Here is a 17,052-nt window from a genome sequence, read left to right on the forward strand (position 1 = left end):
GCTCAGCTCCCGCCCAGACGTACGGTGACGGTCTTGGGCCGCTGGTACTCGGTGATCGCCAGCACGCTCATGTCCGTACCGTGCCCGGAAGCGCCGCGCCCGCCGTGGGGCAGTTCCGCGGTCTGCTCCAGATGGCAGTTGACCCACACCTCGCCGGCGTTCAGCTGGCCGGCCAGTTCCAGGGCCGCGTCCGTGCGCGAGCCCCAGACGCTCGCGGCGAGGGCCTGCGGCATCCCGTTGGCCAGCGCCAGGGCCTCGGCGGGACCGTCCGCCGCCTGCACGGTGAGCACCGGCGCGAACACCTCCTCGCACACCGCGGGATCGTCCGCCGACAGGTCGGCGAGGATGCGGCCGGGCCGCCAGTGGCCGCCCTCCTCGCCCGGGGGCGGCGCGAGCGGGGCGACATGCTCGATGCCCGCCCCGCTCCGCGCGACGATCCGGTCGTAACGGGCCGCCTGGTCCGCGTTGTTGAGCGGCCCGAAGTCGACGCCCGCGCGCCGCGCGTTCATGGCCTTGGCCAGCCCTTCCACGGCCTGCTGGTAGTTCTCCCGCAGGGTGATGACCCGGGCGGGGGAGGCACAGCTCTGCCCGGCGTTGTAGGTAGCCGCACGAACCAGCGCCTCATAGGTGCCCGGTGGCGCGTCCGGCAGCACCAGTGCGGGGCAGTTGCCGCCGAGCTCCAGGCTGAGCCGGCGCAGGCCCGCGCGGACGACGATGTCGCGCCCGGCCGCCTCGCTGCCGGTGAACGCCACCGCGTCGACATCGCTCTGCACCAGCAGGCGGCCGGTGTCGCGGTCACCCGGCACGGTTACCAGGACACCAGGCCCCAGCGTCTCGGCCGCGTCCCGGGCCAGCAGCAGCGCGGTGTCCGGGGTCGTCAGGGCGGGCTTGAGGACCACGGTGTTGCCCGCGGCGAGTGCGGGGCCGATCCGCCACGCGGCCATCACCAACGGGTAGTTCCAGGGCACGATCGCCGCGACGACGCCCAGCGGATCCCACCGCACCCAGCTCTCCCGTCCGGGCAGCAGACGGCCCGCGGCCGGGGCCGTGCGGGCGCGCAGCGCGCCCGCGTAGAAACGCAGCAGATCGGCGCACGACTCGACCTCACCGGCCGCTTCGGCAGCAGGCTTGCCGGTACCTGACCGCTCGGCCGCGACGTACTGCGCCGACCGTTCCTCGATCAGGTCGGCGAAGCGCAGCAGGCACCGTGCCCTGAGCCGTGGGGTGAGCGCGGCCCACGCGGGCCCGGCGCCGCGGGCTTCGGCCACGGCGGCCGCCACCTCCGGCTCGCCGGCGAGGGCAATGCGCCGTCGCTCGCGTCCTGTGCGGGGGTCCGTCAGGATCGCCACCTGTGCGTCTTCCATCCGCGCACTCCGCTTCTGTCGCTCCTGGGGCATGGCAGGGGGCCCGCTCACGGGGCGGTCGCCGGGACGACCGGCCCCTGCTCGCCGCCCTGCTTGCCGACCACGTACGCGGCGATGGTCTCGACGGTGCGGAAGCGGTCCGGGGACAGGTCGGTGGTTGCCACGCCGATGCCGAACTCCTCCTCCATCGCCACGAACAGGTGCATGAAGCCGATGGAGTCGAGCAGACCGGTGCCGATCAGATCGGTGCGGGGGGCCGGCGGGTCGATATGGAGGACGTCTCCCAGCAGGTGGGCTACGCGGTGTGTCATCCCGGAGGGGTCGTTCATCGGGTGCTCCCGGAGTTCGGTCGGGGCGAGTCAGAGGTCGCCGGTGTACGGGGGCCGTGCGTGCTGTCCGCGGTGTCGGTGCCGGCCAGTCGGGTTGCGAGTTCCCGACGCAGGACCTTGCCGGTTCGGGTCCTCGGGATCGCGTCGAGCAGCTCCACGCGACAGGGCAGGACCCCGGGCCGGAACGCCGCGGCCAGCGCGGGCCGCACGTCGGGAGGGCCCTGGGAGCCCGAGGCGGGCACCACCGCCGCCACGATCTCCTCGCCCAGGAAGCGGTGCGGGAGCGCCGCGCACGCGGCGTCGCGGACCTGGGGGTGGGCGCGAAGCACCCGGTCCATCTCGTCCAGGGAGACGGTTTCGCCCCCGACCTTGGCGATGTTCTTGCGGCGTCCGGAGATGACGATGAAGGGCTCGTCGCAGTCCGGGTCGGTGACCTCCAGGCCCAGGTCCTGCGTATGGAACCAGCCTCCCGCGAACGCCTCCGCCGTCGCGTGCGGGTTGGCCTCGTAGCGGGACATCACGTTGTGGCCGCGTACGCAGATCTCGCCCACCTGCCCAGGAGTTGCCCGCGCGCCCTCCGGTGTCAGCACCGCCACCTCGTTGCCGTACAGGGCCGTGCCGATCGAGGGGATGTCGGTGTCCAGCATCAGCCGCCGGTACGCGTCCTCGGACAGGCCGGGCGGCAGCGTCGTCGAGAAGTTCACCGTCTCGGTCAGCCCGTAGCCCTGGAGCACCCGGGCGCCGAAGCGGTCCCGCACCGCCCGCGCGGTCCGCACGGTCAGGGGCGCCGCGGCGGAGACGAAGTACCCGAAATCCGCGGGGAGTTCCGGCTGCCGCCAGGTCTCCAGGAGGGCTTCCAGGACACTCGGTACGACACTGGCGATCCGCGGCCGGAACTGCTGGAGCAGCCGGGGGTAGCGCAGCGGCGCGAAGCCGTCCGCGAGCAGGACGTGGGCGCCGGCCGCCAGGACGCCGAGGACGGTGAAGTGCAGACCGTTGACATGGTGGACGGGCAGGCAGCCGAGCAACCGGTCACCGGGGCGCAGCCCGTGGTGGCGCCCGAGGGCCTCCGCGTTCACGGCGGTGTTGTAGTGCGACTGGGCGACCAGTTTGGCGGCCGCGGTCGATCCGGAGGTGGCGAAGAACAGGGCGTCCTGAGCCGGGTCGAGCACCGGGTCGGCGTCCGGTCCGGCCGGGTCCGTCAGGGTGCCCGGATCGGGGATCACGACCGCCTCCGGCAGCGCTTCGGCGGGGACGGCGGGAGGGCGGAGGACCACCTGTGCCCGTGCCGCCTCGGCCTGTTGCCGTCTGCGGTCGGCAGGGTCCTGCGGGCCGAGCAGGAGCAGCGCACAGCCCGCCCGTAGGACGCCCAGGAGAGCCACGACCGAGACCGGGTCGTTGGCCGGGGCGAGGGCCACGGTCCGGCCGGGGGCGATATCGAGCTCGGTCCGCAGCCAGCGCGCCACGCGCCGGCTCAGGACGTCGAGTTCACCGTAGGTGAGCGTGCTGGGCTCGTCGTCACCCGACACGGTCGTCAGGAAGGGGGCCCCGCCCCGGGCCCGGGCGTGGTGTACGAGCCAGGACACCACAGTGGGGTGCGGGGTCAGCCGGTCCTCGAAGGGGATGCCGCGATAGGTGTGGGCGCGCTCGGCGTCGGTGGGGGACGAAGAGATCATCACTCACCCGAACCGGTGAGGGGAGTGCGTGCAGCCCTTCGCCGCCAGCTCCTCGCCGCCGGACGCCGAGATGTCGCAGAGCCGGCAGGTGATCTCGCCCAGCTCGCCGAGGAGCGCGGCGTAGGCCGTCAGCTCCTGGCGGTCCGGGCTGTCGAGGCGGCGGTGCGGCGCGCCCACGGAGAGAATCATGTGGTCGGTGACCGCGCCCACCGCGTGGGTGATGTCGCCCTGGACCATGTACACCTGGCCGGGCCGGGTGCGCACGATCTCCCCGGCCACCGCGATCGTCCCGGTGCCCGCGAGCACGAACAGCAGGTGATCCCCCGGGTGGGTGTGCGGGGCGAAGCCGCTGCCCGCCGGCACATGGAGGATGTCGGCCCCCACGTGTCCGCTGGACACCAGGGAGTGCCCGGTGGCGTCGGCGGTCTTCGTCACCTTCGTCGGGCCGGGCGCGACCTCGATTCCGAGCTGTTGCGTCGTGCCGTCCAGACCGAGGTCGGCGGCCCAGTCACAGATCATCAGGGGGCCGGGTCTGGTGTCGGGCGCCTCGGGGCGCTCCTCGGGCTGGAGCGCCTCGGCCTTGGCGCGGCCGAACACCGCGAGCAGCTCGATCGTCTTCGCCTGGCGCTCGGCGGGGTCGAGGCCGTGCAACTCCTCGGTCAGCATGGCGATGACCTGCTGCGCGGAGATGCCCTCTGTCGTCTCGATCATGACGTCTCTCCGTCGTGTCGGAAGGTGGGGGACGGGCCGGGGCGCCGGTCCGCCAGGAAGGGCGCCCGCCCCAGGTGTTGGGCGAGGTAGCAGGAAAAGGGAGCGGCGAACACGTGGTAGAGGAGCGGTGAGTACTCCTCGCGTACGCGCCCCGTCACGGGCAGCGCCGCACAGCTGTGCCGGGCGAGGGCGGTGTCGTCCTCGGGCGCGACGGCGATCACCCGCCGCCCGAGCGCCGCCGCCTTCGCGGCGACCTCCACGGCGTGCCGGTACGAGCGCCCCGGCGCGGCCACCACGACCATCGGCATGTCGGCCGGGCGGGCGAACCGTTCGACGTGGCACCACTCCTCCAGGTCCTGCCCGGTGGCGAAGATCCCGGAGGTCTCGATCACCTTGGCGGCGCCGAAGAGCGCGGTGCCGTAGGAGGGACCGCTGCCGACCACCGTCAGCACGGGGGCACCGGCGATCCGCTCGGCCGGCTCACGGCACCGCTCCCGGGCCGCTTCGGCGGTCGCCTCGACCGGTCCGGCCAGTGCCGCGAGTTCGCCCCGCAGCGCGTCCGCCTCCTGCCGGGTGAGCCGCTTGCGTGCCTCGCCCAGCCGGATGGCGATCAACAACAGCCCCAACAGACTTGCCTGATAGCTGCGGACACCTGGCGACCGCTCGGTGCGCGGCAGCGTCACCAGAAGGGCGCCGTCGCTCGCCGCAGTGAGCGCGCTGCCGGACGTCGCGGTGACCGCGACGGTGGTCGCCCCGGCCTCGCGAGCCCGTTCCGCCGACCGCACGACGAGCGGGGTGCGGCCCGAGGCGGAGACCGCGAGCGTCAACTCCGTACGCGGCGGGCGGCAGTCGGCGAAGGGGAGGTCGTAGTCCACGAACCGCAGTGCGCTCACCGGACGGCAGTCCACGCCCGCCAGCGACGCGAAGGCCATCTGCACGGCACACGCGGCGTGGTAGGAGTCGCCGTCTCCCACGATGGTGACGGAGTCCACCGCCGCCCACTGCGCGGAGAGCCGCGAGCGGACCTGCTCGTCGAAGGGCCCGGTCTGCTCGCGGAGGTCCTCGGCGAGGGCTGCCACCTGCCGCAACATCACCCGGGGGTCCAGCGGAGGCAGTGCCTGGCTCCCGGCGGCCGGGCCGTTCCCGACGCTCATCGCTCCAGCCTCCGTACGATGTCGACGTAGGCCGCGACCCGGTCGCGGTCGATCTCGCCGCCCCAGCCGTCACGCTCCAGGCAGGTGCCCACGAACGCTCCGTCGGCCGCCGCCAACAGCCGCATGGCGTTGTCGTGCCGGGTGTGGCCGGCCAGGATGACGGGCAGCTCGGGGACCGCCTTGCGCACCGACGCGATCATCTCCAGGGCCGCGTCCTCGTCCGGGTGGCACAGCGACACCGCGTCCGCACCGACCGACCGGGCGGCGCGCGCTACCTCGGCGGTGGACTTCTCCCCGCCGAACCACCGGAAGTGCATCGAGTCGATCTCGGCGACGATCCGCACGTCCGTGGCGCCGATCCGGCGGCGGTAGGCCATCACCTCCATCGGATCGGGCCGGACCATGCCGTGCGGGGTGAGGGTCTGCCCCACCAGGGCGCCCGCCCGGATGTAGCTGCCGCCGGCCACCTTCGCCACCGCGAGGGACGGCGTCAGCGCGTTGCGCATCAGCTGCACGCCGATGTGGAACCGCTCGCCCGTGGCCTCGGCGACCGCCCGCACGATCAGGCCCATTGCCACCGTGCGGGCCGGGTCGGACACGTCGTCGACGCGGTACAACCGGTCCACCGTCTGGATGAGGCAGCCGTCGGCCCCGCCCTCGTACAGCGCTCGCGCCGAACGGACCGCGGTGTCGCGTATCCGGTCGAACGATCCGTCCTCGTGGAACGGGGTGCCGGGCAGCGGTGACAGGTGCACCATGCCCAGGACCAGCTTGTGGCCGCCAGGGGCCGTCCATCCGTCCATGGGTCAGCCCCCCGTCGTGCGGCCGGCCTGCGACCGCAGTCGGTCGATGGCGGGTGCGAGCTCGTCCCAGGGCCGCGCCGTGGTGACCCGCACGACGCCGCCGGAGAGGCAGAACGTGAGGATCCCGGGGAGGACGGAGACACCGGACTCCCGCAGAATGTCGCGGAAGCATCGGTAGGAGTCGTCCCAGCCGGGGAACTCCACGACGGTGTTGATGGAGAAGCGCGAGGGAAGCACCAGCCCGGAGGTCTCCGCCAGCCGGACGGTGGCCGCGTCCCGCAGGACGGTCAGGTCCTCGGCGCGCCGCAGCCGCTCGGTGCGATAGCCGCGGTAGGCGTTCCGCAGCTGGGCGAGGTCGATGCTGTAGGACGCCTCGAACTCCTTGGCCTCGGCCGGCCCCGGCACCTCGACCCCGGTGATGAGCCAGCGCTCCAGGCGCGCGAGCACCTCGATGACCGTGTAGTAGAACGAGGGCGGACCGCCGAAGGAGGACGACGCGTACTCGTAGTACTCGTCGATGAACGCCGGATCGGCGAGGAACCACCCGGCCTTGAGACCCGGTGCCGACCAGGACTTGGAGAGGCTGGAGACGCGCACCACGTTGGGGGCCGCGCGCTCGGGGCACCGCTCCTCGTAGGTGCCCAGCCATTCGTGGCACTCGTCCAGCACGATGACCGTAGAGGGGGAGGCGGCGCGGATCAGCCGGGCCAGCTCCGCCTCGGTCACGGCGGCGCCGGTCGGATTCCCCACGGTCTGCAACATGACGAGCGGAGTGTCGGGGGTGAGCGCGGCGATCACCGGATCGACCGAGGTCTGACCGCCCTCGGAGGCCAGGGGCACCAACTGCACCTCATGCCGGCGGGCGATCGACTCCACCAGGGGCGGATAGTTGGGGATCGCGCACAGCGCCGGGGAGGAGGACCGGGGGCCGTCGTGCAGCACGAAGTCGGCGAGTGTGCTGATCGCGAAGGTGCCGCCCATGGTGATGGCGACGTTCCCGGCGTCGTACCGCGCCCCCGTGATGCGGGCGTTCTCGTACTCGGCGATGGCCTCGCGGGCCGGAACGCGCCCGCGCGAGTCGGAGTAGCCGTACCAGTCCCGGTCGAGGGCGTAGCGGATGCACTCCTTCAGACTCTCCGGCAGGCCCCACTTCTCCTCGTCGATCGAGCCGCTGGAGAGGATGTAGCGGGCGCTGTCCCGGAGTTCGCCGTAGAGATCGTCACGGAAGAACGAGTTGAAGAGCTCCTTGACGAAGCGGACGGTCGCCCGGGAGGAGAGCACTTCCTCGGCACCGACCGTGCGCCGCGGCCGACTGGCGCGCCAGCCCTCGGCGAGCTCCGGGCGCAGGGCGTGCGCCCCGAGTTCGTGCTCGACCCGCCCCAGCCACAGGTCCCGCAGCTCCAGGGGGTCGTGGGGGTCGCGTGCCCGGGCGTACACATCAAGGACACGCTCGTCTATGCCGGGTGTGAAGACGTCGCGGATTCCACCGGGTCGCGGTGTGCGCGCGGCGGTCTCGCGAGCGTCCTGCGGGGTGTACCGCGGACGCGGAGACGGAAGGGATTCGAAGAGTTTCATGCGTTTCCCGAGAGGGCCGCCCCAAAGGGCGAGGGCGAATGGAGGGCATGGGCGCGGGTGGGCTGATCCGGAAGACGGACAGGGTCAGACGATGCGCAGACGCTTGAGGTGCCGGAGACGGGCCTCGGGCGCTGCCGAACCGGCCGTTCTCCCGTGGAAGAAGTAGGTGTTGTCGATGACGACGAGCAGTCCGCGCCGCCAGTGGACCGCCCGGGCGTGCCCTGGTGCGTACATCGCCGCCAGCAGGTCGCGGAGCGCGTCGTTGACGGCCGTGGCGTCGCCCTCCGGCCCCTCGTGGGTCCAGTGGAGTTCGTCGGCCAGGAAGTCGCGGAAGGAGAACACCCAGCGGTCCCCGGCCTTCCGGGCGATCGTGGGTACGCCGGGGTGGTGACGGTAGCGGGTGCGCGAGAGGACGGCGGTGGTGCGCGGCGCCAGCCGGCGCGCCACGTCCCGCATCGGTACGAGCACCGTCCGGGCGCCCTGCGAGGCGTCCCCGGGGGCGACACACATCAGCACGATGTAGCGCGGCTGCCTTTCGACGGGGCCGCCACTGCTCTCGGTGTGCAGCGAGAGGTGGTTCCCGGCGAAGGGCTGCAACGACACGTCGTCGGTGCGCCGGTGCTCGCTGCGCAGGTTGAGGATCACCTCGTCCGCCACGTACGGGCGGACCGCCGGGTCCCGCTCGGGCATGGCCGTGCCGAGGAAGGCCCCGAACGCGGTGAACCGGTCGTTCGGCAGCGGTTCGTCGAGCTGGACCGCGGCCAGACCACGGCGCCACAGCTGATCGGACACCTCCGCGTGGAGGGCGTCGTGCCGGCCGGTCGCCGGGCCGGGCCGGGGGGCGAGGTCGCGCAGCGGCGTGCCGTTTCCCAACGTCCGCTCGCGCAGCGGTACATGGGCGTCGTCCGCGGCGGTCAGGAAGGTTCCGTGGGTCACCCCGCCCTCGGGTTCCCGCGGTGCCGCGGGCCGGGTGGGGGCGGTGGGGGATCGCTGTTCCATGGCAAATGCTCCTGGTGGGGTCAGCCGCAGTGCGCCGGACGTACGGAGCGGGTGCGCTCCGCCCAGCCGACAGCGGGTTTCGTGGCCAGGCTCGCGAGAACGAACAGGCCGCCGAGCAGCAGCCAGCCGACGGCGCCGCCCTGGACGACGGTGAGCGTGAGGAAGGAGGGGGCGATCATGGCCGCCGTCGCATATCCGGTGAAGAAGAACCCTTGGTACTGCCCCTGCATGTCCGCCGGTGCCAGGTCGAATCCGATGACCCAGGCGCCGGCCGACAACACCATCTCCCCGTAGACGTGCACGGCCCCGGCCAGCACCAGGAACGTCACCGCTGCGGCCACGCTGTCCGTCGCCGACGCCGCGAACAGCGCACAGGCGACGCACAGCACGATCCCGGCCCGCAGGACGGCCCGTACGGCGAGCGGCACCCGCGTCACCCGCTTCGCGATCCGTACCTGGAACGCCACCACACTCACCGTGTTGAGCAGGAACAAAACCGTCACCAACCAACGCGGGGCGGCGGTATGCGTGGCGATCCACAGCGGGACCACGATTTCGAGCAGCACCGCATGCAGCGACAGCACCGCGGTCAGGGCGGTGACCAGGACGAAGGGCCGGTCGCGCAGTACGGCCAGCCGGGGGCGCCCGGCATCCTCGTCGGACGCGGGCTTCGGCGCCACCCGCGGCAGCCGCGTCAGCACACCCGCGGCCACGAGGAAGAGCAGAGCGTCCAGCACCAGCACGGTGCGGAAGGCGGCGGGGGTATTCACCTGAAGGGCGATGCCGGCCATGCCCGCCCCCACCGCCACACCCGCGTTGGTGACCGCGCGCAGATACGCCCGGGTCTCCACCAGGTCCCCGCCGTCCAGGGTTCCCGCGACCGCTGCCTGGAGGGCCGCCCGGCTGCCTCGCTCCAGCATGACGAACAGGCAGGCCGACACGGTGAATTGAACGAAGGAACCGACGACCAGGTAGCCCGCCGCCGCCACGCCGTTCGCGGCGGTCAGCAGCGCCGCCGTTCCGCGCGGCCCCCGGCGGTCCGCCAGATGCCCCAGCGGAACGCCCGCGAACAGGCCCACCGCCCCAGCGACGGTCAGACCGAGCCCCAACTGGGTCACGGAAATCCCGACCACGGTGGTGAAATAGAGAGCCGAGCAGGTCATGAACGCGCCTTGGCCCAGCGTGATGAATAGGGTAGCCACGGCCAGAACACGTCCCGGTCCAGAAGCGGGGAGAATTCGGTTCAGCACGCGGACCACTGTAGGGATCCGGTGGAATTGAATGGGAACTGAGAACGGCCGGTCAGTGCGGACGTGAAATGACCGCGCAATTACCGGTCTTTTCCCGGGCGGTCGGCCGGGCCCGCCCGGCTGGGCTCCGGACAGTGCCGGGACGGACGCGCACCGTAGTCGCCGACCGGCATCCGCTGCGGTATGTTGCGTGCGGCCGTTCGCCGAGCGGCCCGAGGGGAAGCCTCACCGGGACGCGCGCTCGCGGCGCGCGAGCCCCTGGGGAGCAACTCGCCCGGCCCGACGCTTTCTTGGAGGTGGGGGAAGGTCTGGCGGGCGGGATGGCATCGCCCGCCGGCCGAACTCGCCGGCGACGGGCGTGCGGCGGCCCCGGCCGGGCGTGCGGCCACGGCTCCGGGGCCTGAGTGAACCGGTTCGCGGCGACGACCGTCTGCCATGTAAGGCGCCGTACTTCTCGCCGCGCCCCAGGCGGAAGAGAAAAGAAGAGAGATGCTCCTGACAGATCGGTTATCTGGTAGAAGATCCTCGTCCGAGGAATGGTCGGCAATGCCTCCTGCGCGAGGGGAGTGTCCGTGAGCCTTCCCCTTCAGGCGGCCACCTCCACCGGCCCGTCGTATCTGAGCGAGAGCGAGGTGGCGGTCTATTCCTGCATTCTGCAGTACCAGCAAGTGACCAGGGAACGCCTGGGAACCTTGCCCGGGCTGGAATTATCCGAGGACGACCTCGACTCGATCGTCGACCGGCTGAAAGAACTGGGTCTGCTGCGCTCCCACTCGAAGGACGCGGCGCTCTTGGTACCTGTCAATCCGGACCTGGTCGCTGCCGCACTCGCCGCCCCGATCCAGAAGTCCTTACAGGAGCAGCAGAGTCGCCTGAACCAGATCAGCCTCGAATTCGGCCGGCTGCGCCATCACTTCCTCGAAGGAAGGCGCCGCCATGGCGATAGCATCGAGGTCATCCCGTATCTGGACGAGGTGCGCGCGGAGTTGAACCGTGCCTCCAACGAATGCCGGGAGGAGGTCCTGAGCAATCAGCCGGGTGGCTGCCGCTCACCGGAGGTGCTCCAGGAGGCGTTCAGTCGCGACACGGCGCTGCTCGCCCGCGGAGTGCGGATGCAAACCCTCTACAACCACACGGCCCGGTTCAACGCGCCGAGCCAGGCTTATGTGGCCGCGCTGTCCGGTCTGGGAGCCGAATACCGCACGGTCCACGACCCCTTCGGCCGTCTCATCATCTTCGACCGTGACCTGGCGTTCGTCCCCGACCAGGAGGGAAGCCTGGGGGCGGTGATGGTGCGGGAGCCGTCCATCGTCAAGTATCTCTGCTCGGTGTTCGAGAATGCGTGGGCGCACGCCCGGCCCTTCTCCGACGCCGCCGCCGACGGTCTCGAATCGGTGGCGAAGGAGCTGGACAGGACGGTCCTCCGCCTGCTGGCGGACGGCTACAAGGACGAAACCATCGGCCGCAGGCTGGGGATGTCGCTGCGCACCACCCGCAAGCACGTCGCCGACATCATGGAAACCCTCGGTGCCGGGAGCCGGTTCCAGGCCGGCGTCCTCGCCGCCCGGGCCGGTCTGCTGGACCACGACGAGAGGGGGCCGTCCACCGGCACGGAAGAGGCCGCTCTGTAGCAGGATTTCACCAAGACCCGACGGTCCACGGACCCGCACCAGGCCGCGACGGCACCCGCCGTCGCGGCCTTGCCGTGTGTCACCGCGGTGTCCTCTGCGTCACGCCGTCACGGGACCGCGAATTCGGGGCTGGCGCGACCGGCCTCGGCCGCGGGAGCATGGGCGGCCGCCTACGCGCGGGGGGTTTGCGCGGACGTGGACGTTCCCTGGCCCCGAACGGCTGCCGGGGCCGTCGACTTCGCGTGCCCTGACGCAACCGATGCGCGATCTGCCCGGGAAGCCGTGCGTCGCACTTCTGCCGGTGGCACCCGTCACAAGCGAACTCGACACTGCGACAGTGGGGGCAACGGTGTCCGAAACCGACTGCGAACTCTTCCTCCGTGACATGGCGTTATGCCTGTCGACTTACCAGGGCACCGGACCCGCGATGGTATGGCCCGAGCGTGCTCACGCCATCCTCCCGATGCTCCTCGACACCTTCGGCGGGACGGCCGACGCCGCATGGCGACCCGCGCCCCCCGGCGCCGGCGCGAACAGGCTGGCCACCGGACTGGGTGACGTCATCGGGCGCACCGTCGAAGCCTTCGAACGACGGCTGCTCGCCGGGAGCGCGATCTCCGTCGACCACACGGGCGCCGACGTCCTGCTCTTCCCCGTGCGAGGCGGAGTACGGTGCCGCATCGACTGCCGGGACCACGCCCCTCACGCGGAGGGCGGCCTCGAACTACGGCTGCGGGCCGGCGAGATTGTCTATGCCCCCGCCGGACACGGCTGCACGCTCTCCGGTGCCAACGCCCCCTGCCTGCTGCTGCTGCTCGTCCTGCGTGCCACACCATGACTCTCTCAGAAGCCGCTGGCAATCCGGGCGTGATCGCTTGATTTCCGCTGGTCGGGCTTGGTGTCGGCGGGTGGGCGGCAGGGATGTCGGCGTCCTGTCGCCGCATCGCTGGAGGGCCGGATGCCGTCGCCTACGGGGCTGCTGGAGGACCGGGAGCTGAGTGCGCGGCAGCGCCATGAGTCGGCGATCCCCGCGCTGGGCTGCGGGTCGCGGCCCTCCTGCACGCGCACCCTGCGGCGCAGCCGGTCGTGCAACTCGCTCAGCAGGGCCTGGGCCAGGTAGCGGCGCTCACGGTCGCCGTGGTCGGCGGCATTGCCGAACCGGTGCGCGAGGCAATCGCAGTGCGACACAACGGAGTTGGACGTCGGCGCCGCTGCCGCGGAAGGCTGTGACGCCTGGGGCCTCCTGGTGCTCGTGGACTCGACATCTCCGAGCCGTGCAGGAGGCCCCTCTCTCATGCGCCGGCCGGCTGGCGATCAACCCAACGGGAGCAGGCTCGAACCCCGTCCGACCTTCACGCCGCAAGATCGCTTTGATGACGGCTTCTCAGGTGACCGGCCATGGACCGCTCAGCCCCCAACAGGGACATCAACACCCGCATTTATCCGTTTTGGTTTCCTTTATTCTCCCCTCGCTTTGTTGCCCGGCACGTTGGTGAGCAGATGGGTGCATGGTGCACGTGACGGCCGAGAGTCATGATCGGAGCGCCGGATCAGACCTCGGTCGATCCCAGGCATCGGATCTGTCCCCCTCCGGAGGCCCTGATGAGAATCCGTTCCCACTCCGCCGCCGTCACCGCGACCACGGCGGCGTCCGTCACGCTCTTCCTTAGCGCCTCCCCGCACGCACCCCGCACCGGAGCCCACCCGCCGGCCGCCCACTCGCCCGTGGCCCAGGCCCACACCCCGGGAGCGTGCACGTCGGGCGGTGACGAGGACACCGGCTGGGGATGAGGTCGCCGCAGCCCGATCCGTGACCAACGGCCGACCGGGTGCAGGCCGTCGGGGGACGGTGCACGGCGTAGGGCCGGTATCGCCGCCGGACGGCGATACCGCCTCCCCTCGTCCGAACCGTGAGGCCAGAAGAGAGACCACTCATCACCATGAGACCACCCGACCGGCACCCGCTGGACTCGCTCAGCGACCGCGAACGCGAGGTCCTGGCCTGCGTTCTCGACGGGCACACGTACACCTCCGCCGCGCGTCTCCTGGGCTTGAGCCCGCACACCGTCGACACGTACATGCGCCGCATCCGTGCCAAGGCAGGGGTCACCCAGCGCATGCAACTCCTGCGGCTCGCGATGACCGACGCACTCGGCGAGGGCAGGGGAGGCGTGGCGGAGACAAGGGGACAGGCGTCTCCAAAACGAAGGTGAGATTCCATGGACTTCCACTTGCTTGGCCCCCTGGAGGTATTCGCTGACGGGGAACCGGTGTCACTGGGCGGAGTGATCAGACGTGGTGCACTCGCCCACCTGCTCATCCACGCCAACAGCGTGGTGGCCACGAGCAAGCTGCTCGCCACCGTGTGGCCCGGCGACACCCCGCTGACCGCCAGGAAGATGCTCCAGAACGCCGTCCGGGACCTGCGCCGCGTGCTGTCGTCCGAGACGGGCACCGACTCGGGCGCCAGCGGGCGGGCGGTCCTGCTGACCGAGGCCCATGGCTACCGGCTCCGGATCGACCCCGACGCGATCGACCTGTTCCGCTTCCGGCAGGCGGCGGAGCGCGGACGCGCCGACGTCGCCGCGGGCTCCTACGAGTCGGCGGCACGGGTACTGCGCGAAGCCCTCGGGCTGTGGCGCGGAACCGCACTCGCCGACCTGGTCGAAGAAGGCCTCGCCTGGCCGGAGTTGACCGTGCTGGAGAACGGCCGCCTCAACGCCCTGGAAGACCTCTTCGAGGCCGAGCTGGCGTGCGGCCGTCACCACGCCGTGCTCGGCGAACTCCAGTCTGTCGCCGCCGCCGAGCCGACACGGGAGCGACTGAGCTGTCAGCTCATGCTGGCCCTGTACCGCTGCGGCCGGCAGACCGACGCACTCGCGGCCTACCGCCACATCCGGGTCGAGCTGGCCGAGCGCTACGGTCTCGAACCCACCCGGAAGATACAGAAGTTGCAGCGGGCGATCCTCGACCACGATCCGGAACTCGAAGTTCCGTCCCGGCCCGCCCTGATCGATGTGACGGCCCTGCCCGGGCCCGACTCGGTGCGCAGACCCCCGGCCCAGGCCCGGCCGGGACTGACCGCCGTCCACCCTCCCCACCCCCGGCCGCGCGGACGGAACGACCTCACGGTGGAACGCCAACGCGTCAGCCTCCTCCTGGCGTGGGCGCGTTACGCACCCGACGGGCGGGGCCACGGGGCGGCGGACCTTCAGGCCGCCCAGCGCGAGTGCGAGACGGTGGTCCGCGAGGTGAGCGAACAGTTCGGCGGAACGATGAACCACGCGGGCGGGCCGGTCTTCTCGACGCTGTTCGGCTACCCGGAGCCGTACGAGGACGACGCAGCCCGGGCGGTACGGGCGGCCCACGCCATGCGCGACCGCTTCAACCACCGGGGGCCCGGCCGCCCGGCCCGGCCCCTGGCCCACCGCACCTGTCTGCACATCGCCGTGGTCACCGGGGACGCCTACCTTTCGTTCCGCCCCGACGACGACATCGTCCCGGAGGTGGTGGGGGAGGTGGTGGACCGATGTTTCCGACTGCTGGTGCTGGCTCCCCGAGGCCAGGTGCGCGTCTGCGACCTCACCCGCCGGGCGAGCGAGCGGACTCCCGCCCGGCGCGTCGGCCCGGAATCCCCCGAAGGGTGGGAACCCTCCCGCGGCCGAAGCAACCTACGCGGCATGGAGGAACACCGCAGGACCGGGACACTGGACTGGGCTCCCACAGAACGCGACGAACTCACCGCCTCCGCGGCGCTCTGACACCGCCATGCGATTCCTGTCCGAAGCAGACCGGGGCGTCCAAGTCTGCTACGTCAGACTGGGGTGCAGGGTCGGTCCGCTCCCTCCCGGAGCCGGCCGACGCCGCCGTCTGCCTGGACGGCGCCCTCAACCACCTCGACGCCCCCGGCGACCTGGAGCGCTGCTCTTACCGGGTTGGCGCGGCCCTGGCGGACGGCGGCCAGTTCCTGTGCGACGTCTTCGGGACCTCGCACTTTGGCCACTGGGACAACCTCACGCTGCTCGACGAGGACACCGCCGTGAATGCCAAGAGGAGTGTGGGGGACGCGGATTCCGGCACCGGCATGCTGCGGATCTCCGGGGTCGTGGAGGACGACGGCCGGGCGTACCGGGTGAACCAGCCCCTGCGCAGCCGCTCCTACGGGCCGGACGACTTCACCACCGCCCTCAAGAGCGCCGGACTCACCCCGGCGGACCATGACATCGAGCCGTCCTACGTCAAGTGCGAGTCGGGGTCCTGCGCCAGGACGCCGACTCCCTGCCGCACCACCTACCGCGCCGTGAAGTCCCCCTTTCGGTAAGGGACAAGGGACCCGGCCGGTTGCACCGATCGCACAAGGAGAGTTCGCATGACCGAGTTCATGAAGTTCACCCCCGACGACGAAAACGAAGTCCATGACGTGGTGGACTTCAGCGACCCGGGCCGATGCCATGTCACACCCGTCATCCAGCTGCCCGCCGAGATCTCCCTCGCCATCACCGACGCCCTGGGCGGTGTGGTGCGCGCCGCGCACCACGCCCCGGCCGCGACCACCCAGGACGGGGACGGCATCCAGCGCGCCCAGACCTTCGAGGAGGGTGACGTCTACATGCTGGACGCCCCCTTCGAAGGGTTCTTCGCCGACCGCTACCTCATGGACTTCTACGACGTCATCGACCGGGACATCTGCTCCCGGATGCACCTGCACACCGGGCTGCGCTTCGTACGCATGATGACCGGCCCCGGCACCCGCATCCGGGTGTCCAGCCTCTCGCCCATCGACGTGACCCACATCGAGGGTGTCACGCCGTTCCGGCCGGAGGTCTTCGAGGACGCCGCCTCCGACGCCCCCGACGGCGTGCACCGCACCCGCTACAACCTGACTGTCCCGGAGAACTCCTGGGCGGACATGCAGATCCCGCGCGGCGTCAGCCACCAGTTCAACGCGCACGGCCCGCACGCCGTCATCGACTCGGTGCACCCCGAGGAGTCCATCGAGACGTTCCGCGAGCGCATCAGCGGCTACAAGATGATGGCCCAGACGATATTCCTCGCCAAGGAACAGCCGGCCTCCGAAGCCTGCAAGCTCGACTGAGTCGGAGCAGGTTGCCGATCGTGTTGAAGACCAAGTAGGTCAGCCCGTAGGTGCGGCCGGTGGTGACGCGGGACATGTCGCCCATGGTCACGTCGACCTGATCGCCACCTGGTTTTTCGCGCATCCGGTCGACCATGAGCCGTTTCCAAGCTGGCGTTGCTGACCGCGAGTTGGACAGTCCTGCGCAAGGGTGAAGCTCCTGGTAGACGGGTTCTCGACCAAGATCACCCGTGCCCGCCAGGAGCTTCGTGTGCTTGCCTATCCGTCCTCGATCGATCTGTCCAGCCGCACTCTGCGGTTCCTGACGGGGCAACTGGCCGTGAGGAGGCAGGAGATCGGGACGCGGTGGCGACGTCTCTCCGCTGCACGCCAGGCCCTGCTCGCCCTGGCTCATCTGCGGTGCGGTGACACCTATGCCCAGCTCGCCGCCGGGTTCGGCATCGGAATCGCAACCGTCTTCCGCTA

At 71.2% G+C, this 17,052-nt stretch carries 18 protein-coding genes; 8 read left to right on the forward strand and 10 right to left on the reverse strand.

Going from position 1 to position 17,052, the window contains the following annotated elements:
• Positions 1 to 2 precede the first annotated feature (2 nt).
• The 9 genes from CG747_RS41940 to CG747_RS41980 all read right to left on the reverse strand — a co-directional run bounded on the left by CG747_RS41940 (position 3) and on the right by CG747_RS41980 (position 9,870).
• Positions 3 to 1,364: an aldehyde dehydrogenase family protein gene (locus CG747_RS41940; RefSeq protein WP_100607150.1), complete on the reverse strand. Its 1,362-nt coding sequence runs from the start codon at positions 1,362 to 1,364 to the stop codon at positions 3 to 5.
• Between the two features lie 47 nt (positions 1,365 to 1,411).
• Positions 1,412 to 1,693 (reverse strand): acyl carrier protein, encoded by a 282-nt coding sequence (locus CG747_RS41945; protein ID WP_100607151.1) that lies wholly within the window; start codon positions 1,691 to 1,693, stop codon positions 1,412 to 1,414.
• Entirely contained in the window at positions 1,690 to 3,369 is a 1,680-nt protein-coding gene (locus CG747_RS41950; RefSeq protein WP_100607169.1) for a class I adenylate-forming enzyme family protein, read from the reverse strand. The genes CG747_RS41945 and CG747_RS41950 overlap by 4 nt, the downstream gene beginning before the upstream one ends.
• Before the next feature lie 3 nt (positions 3,370 to 3,372).
• A complete protein-coding gene (locus CG747_RS41955) occupies positions 3,373 to 4,080 on the reverse strand; it encodes a cupin domain-containing protein (protein ID WP_100607152.1) in 708 nt (235 codons plus the stop codon).
• A complete protein-coding gene (locus tag CG747_RS41960; protein WP_100607153.1) occupies positions 4,077 to 5,234 on the reverse strand; it encodes an SIS domain-containing protein in 1,158 nt (385 codons plus the stop codon). The genes CG747_RS41955 and CG747_RS41960 overlap by 4 nt, the downstream gene beginning before the upstream one ends.
• Positions 5,231 to 6,037 (reverse strand): BtpA/SgcQ family protein, encoded by an 807-nt coding sequence (locus CG747_RS41965; RefSeq protein WP_100607154.1) that lies wholly within the window; start codon positions 6,035 to 6,037, stop codon positions 5,231 to 5,233. Before CG747_RS41965 ends, CG747_RS41960 begins: the two co-directional genes overlap by 4 nt.
• Before the next feature lie 3 nt (positions 6,038 to 6,040).
• On the reverse strand, positions 6,041 to 7,612 hold the full coding sequence (locus CG747_RS41970; protein ID WP_100607155.1) for a pyridoxal phosphate-dependent aminotransferase: 1,572 nt from the start codon (positions 7,610 to 7,612) through the stop codon (positions 6,041 to 6,043).
• An 84-nt stretch (positions 7,613 to 7,696) separates the two neighbouring features.
• Positions 7,697 to 8,611, reverse strand: a complete 915-nt coding sequence (locus CG747_RS41975) for a TauD/TfdA family dioxygenase (protein ID WP_100607156.1) — start codon at positions 8,609 to 8,611, stop codon at positions 7,697 to 7,699.
• A 20-nt stretch (positions 8,612 to 8,631) separates the two neighbouring features.
• On the reverse strand, positions 8,632 to 9,870 hold the full coding sequence (locus CG747_RS41980) for an MFS transporter (RefSeq protein WP_308303845.1): 1,239 nt from the start codon (positions 9,868 to 9,870) through the stop codon (positions 8,632 to 8,634).
• Between the two features lie 563 nt (positions 9,871 to 10,433).
• On the opposite strand from CG747_RS41980, the gene CG747_RS41985 reads away from it, so the two are divergent.
• Both CG747_RS41985 and CG747_RS41990 read left to right on the forward strand, forming a co-directional pair.
• Positions 10,434 to 11,492 carry a helix-turn-helix transcriptional regulator gene (locus tag CG747_RS41985; protein ID WP_257981090.1) on the forward strand — a complete coding sequence of 353 codons (1,059 nt, stop codon included), beginning with the start codon at positions 10,434 to 10,436 and terminating at the stop codon, positions 11,490 to 11,492.
• A 463-nt stretch (positions 11,493 to 11,955) separates the two neighbouring features.
• On the forward strand, positions 11,956 to 12,330 hold the full coding sequence (locus CG747_RS41990) for a hypothetical protein (protein WP_100607158.1): 375 nt from the start codon (positions 11,956 to 11,958) through the stop codon (positions 12,328 to 12,330).
• 5 nt (positions 12,331 to 12,335) lie between these two features.
• On the opposite strand, the gene CG747_RS47635 is transcribed toward CG747_RS41990, so the two are convergent.
• The gene (locus tag CG747_RS47635; RefSeq protein WP_146022257.1) at positions 12,336 to 12,680 is read right to left on the reverse strand and encodes a hypothetical protein; all 345 of its coding nucleotides are present in this window, start codon (positions 12,678 to 12,680) and stop codon (positions 12,336 to 12,338) included.
• A 414-nt stretch (positions 12,681 to 13,094) separates the two neighbouring features.
• Between CG747_RS47635 and CG747_RS47640 the strand changes: the two genes are divergently transcribed.
• The 6 genes from CG747_RS47640 to CG747_RS42020 all read left to right on the forward strand — a co-directional run.
• Positions 13,095 to 13,283 carry a hypothetical protein gene (locus tag CG747_RS47640; protein WP_146022258.1) on the forward strand — a complete coding sequence of 63 codons (189 nt, stop codon included), beginning with the start codon at positions 13,095 to 13,097 and terminating at the stop codon, positions 13,281 to 13,283.
• A 149-nt stretch (positions 13,284 to 13,432) separates the two neighbouring features.
• The gene (locus CG747_RS41995) at positions 13,433 to 13,705 is read left to right on the forward strand and encodes a helix-turn-helix transcriptional regulator (RefSeq protein ID WP_100607159.1); all 273 of its coding nucleotides are present in this window, start codon (positions 13,433 to 13,435) and stop codon (positions 13,703 to 13,705) included.
• Positions 13,706 to 13,711: 6 nt separating this feature from the next.
• A complete protein-coding gene (locus CG747_RS42000; RefSeq protein WP_100607160.1) occupies positions 13,712 to 15,253 on the forward strand; it encodes an AfsR/SARP family transcriptional regulator in 1,542 nt (513 codons plus the stop codon).
• A gap of 278 nt (positions 15,254 to 15,531) precedes the next feature.
• Positions 15,532 to 15,813 carry a hypothetical protein gene (locus CG747_RS42005; protein ID WP_146022259.1) on the forward strand — a complete coding sequence of 94 codons (282 nt, stop codon included), beginning with the start codon at positions 15,532 to 15,534 and terminating at the stop codon, positions 15,811 to 15,813.
• A 48-nt stretch (positions 15,814 to 15,861) separates the two neighbouring features.
• Positions 15,862 to 16,587 (forward strand): hypothetical protein, encoded by a 726-nt coding sequence (locus CG747_RS42010; protein WP_257981091.1) that lies wholly within the window; start codon positions 15,862 to 15,864, stop codon positions 16,585 to 16,587.
• 250 nt (positions 16,588 to 16,837) lie between these two features.
• Positions 16,838 to 17,052 (forward strand): transposase family protein (locus CG747_RS42020; protein ID WP_180985950.1); only part of this gene is annotated, 215 nt, incomplete at its 3' end.

It is taken from the genome of Streptomyces sp. CB02959 (assembly GCF_002803155.1).
Classification (GTDB): domain Bacteria; phylum Actinomycetota; class Actinomycetes; order Streptomycetales; family Streptomycetaceae; genus Streptomyces.

Excerpts from the sequence above, each read along its gene's own strand:
- CG747_RS42010 (WP_257981091.1), top strand. The coding sequence starts at position 15,862 with ATGACCGAGTTCATGAAGTTCACCCCCGACGACGAAAACGAAGTCCAT.
- CG747_RS41965 (WP_100607154.1), bottom strand. The coding sequence starts at position 6,037 with ATGGACGGATGGACGGCCCCTGGCGGCCACAAGCTGGTCCTGGGCATG.
- CG747_RS41960 (WP_100607153.1), bottom strand. The coding sequence starts at position 5,234 with ATGAGCGTCGGGAACGGCCCGGCCGCCGGGAGCCAGGCACTGCCTCCG.
- CG747_RS41955 (WP_100607152.1), bottom strand. The coding sequence starts at position 4,080 with ATGATCGAGACGACAGAGGGCATCTCCGCGCAGCAGGTCATCGCCATG.
- CG747_RS41975 (WP_100607156.1), bottom strand. The coding sequence starts at position 8,611 with ATGGAACAGCGATCCCCCACCGCCCCCACCCGGCCCGCGGCACCGCGG.
- CG747_RS47640 (WP_146022258.1), top strand. The coding sequence starts at position 13,095 with ATGAGAATCCGTTCCCACTCCGCCGCCGTCACCGCGACCACGGCGGCG.
- CG747_RS41945 (WP_100607151.1), bottom strand. The coding sequence starts at position 1,693 with ATGAACGACCCCTCCGGGATGACACACCGCGTAGCCCACCTGCTGGGA.
- CG747_RS41995 (WP_100607159.1), top strand. The coding sequence starts at position 13,433 with ATGAGACCACCCGACCGGCACCCGCTGGACTCGCTCAGCGACCGCGAA.
- CG747_RS41990 (WP_100607158.1), top strand. The coding sequence starts at position 11,956 with ATGCTCCTCGACACCTTCGGCGGGACGGCCGACGCCGCATGGCGACCC.
- CG747_RS41970 (WP_100607155.1), bottom strand. The coding sequence starts at position 7,612 with ATGAAACTCTTCGAATCCCTTCCGTCTCCGCGTCCGCGGTACACCCCG.
- CG747_RS41940 (WP_100607150.1), bottom strand. The coding sequence starts at position 1,364 with ATGGAAGACGCACAGGTGGCGATCCTGACGGACCCCCGCACAGGACGC.
- CG747_RS41950 (WP_100607169.1), bottom strand. The coding sequence starts at position 3,369 with ATGATCTCTTCGTCCCCCACCGACGCCGAGCGCGCCCACACCTATCGC.
- CG747_RS42000 (WP_100607160.1), top strand. The coding sequence starts at position 13,712 with ATGGACTTCCACTTGCTTGGCCCCCTGGAGGTATTCGCTGACGGGGAA.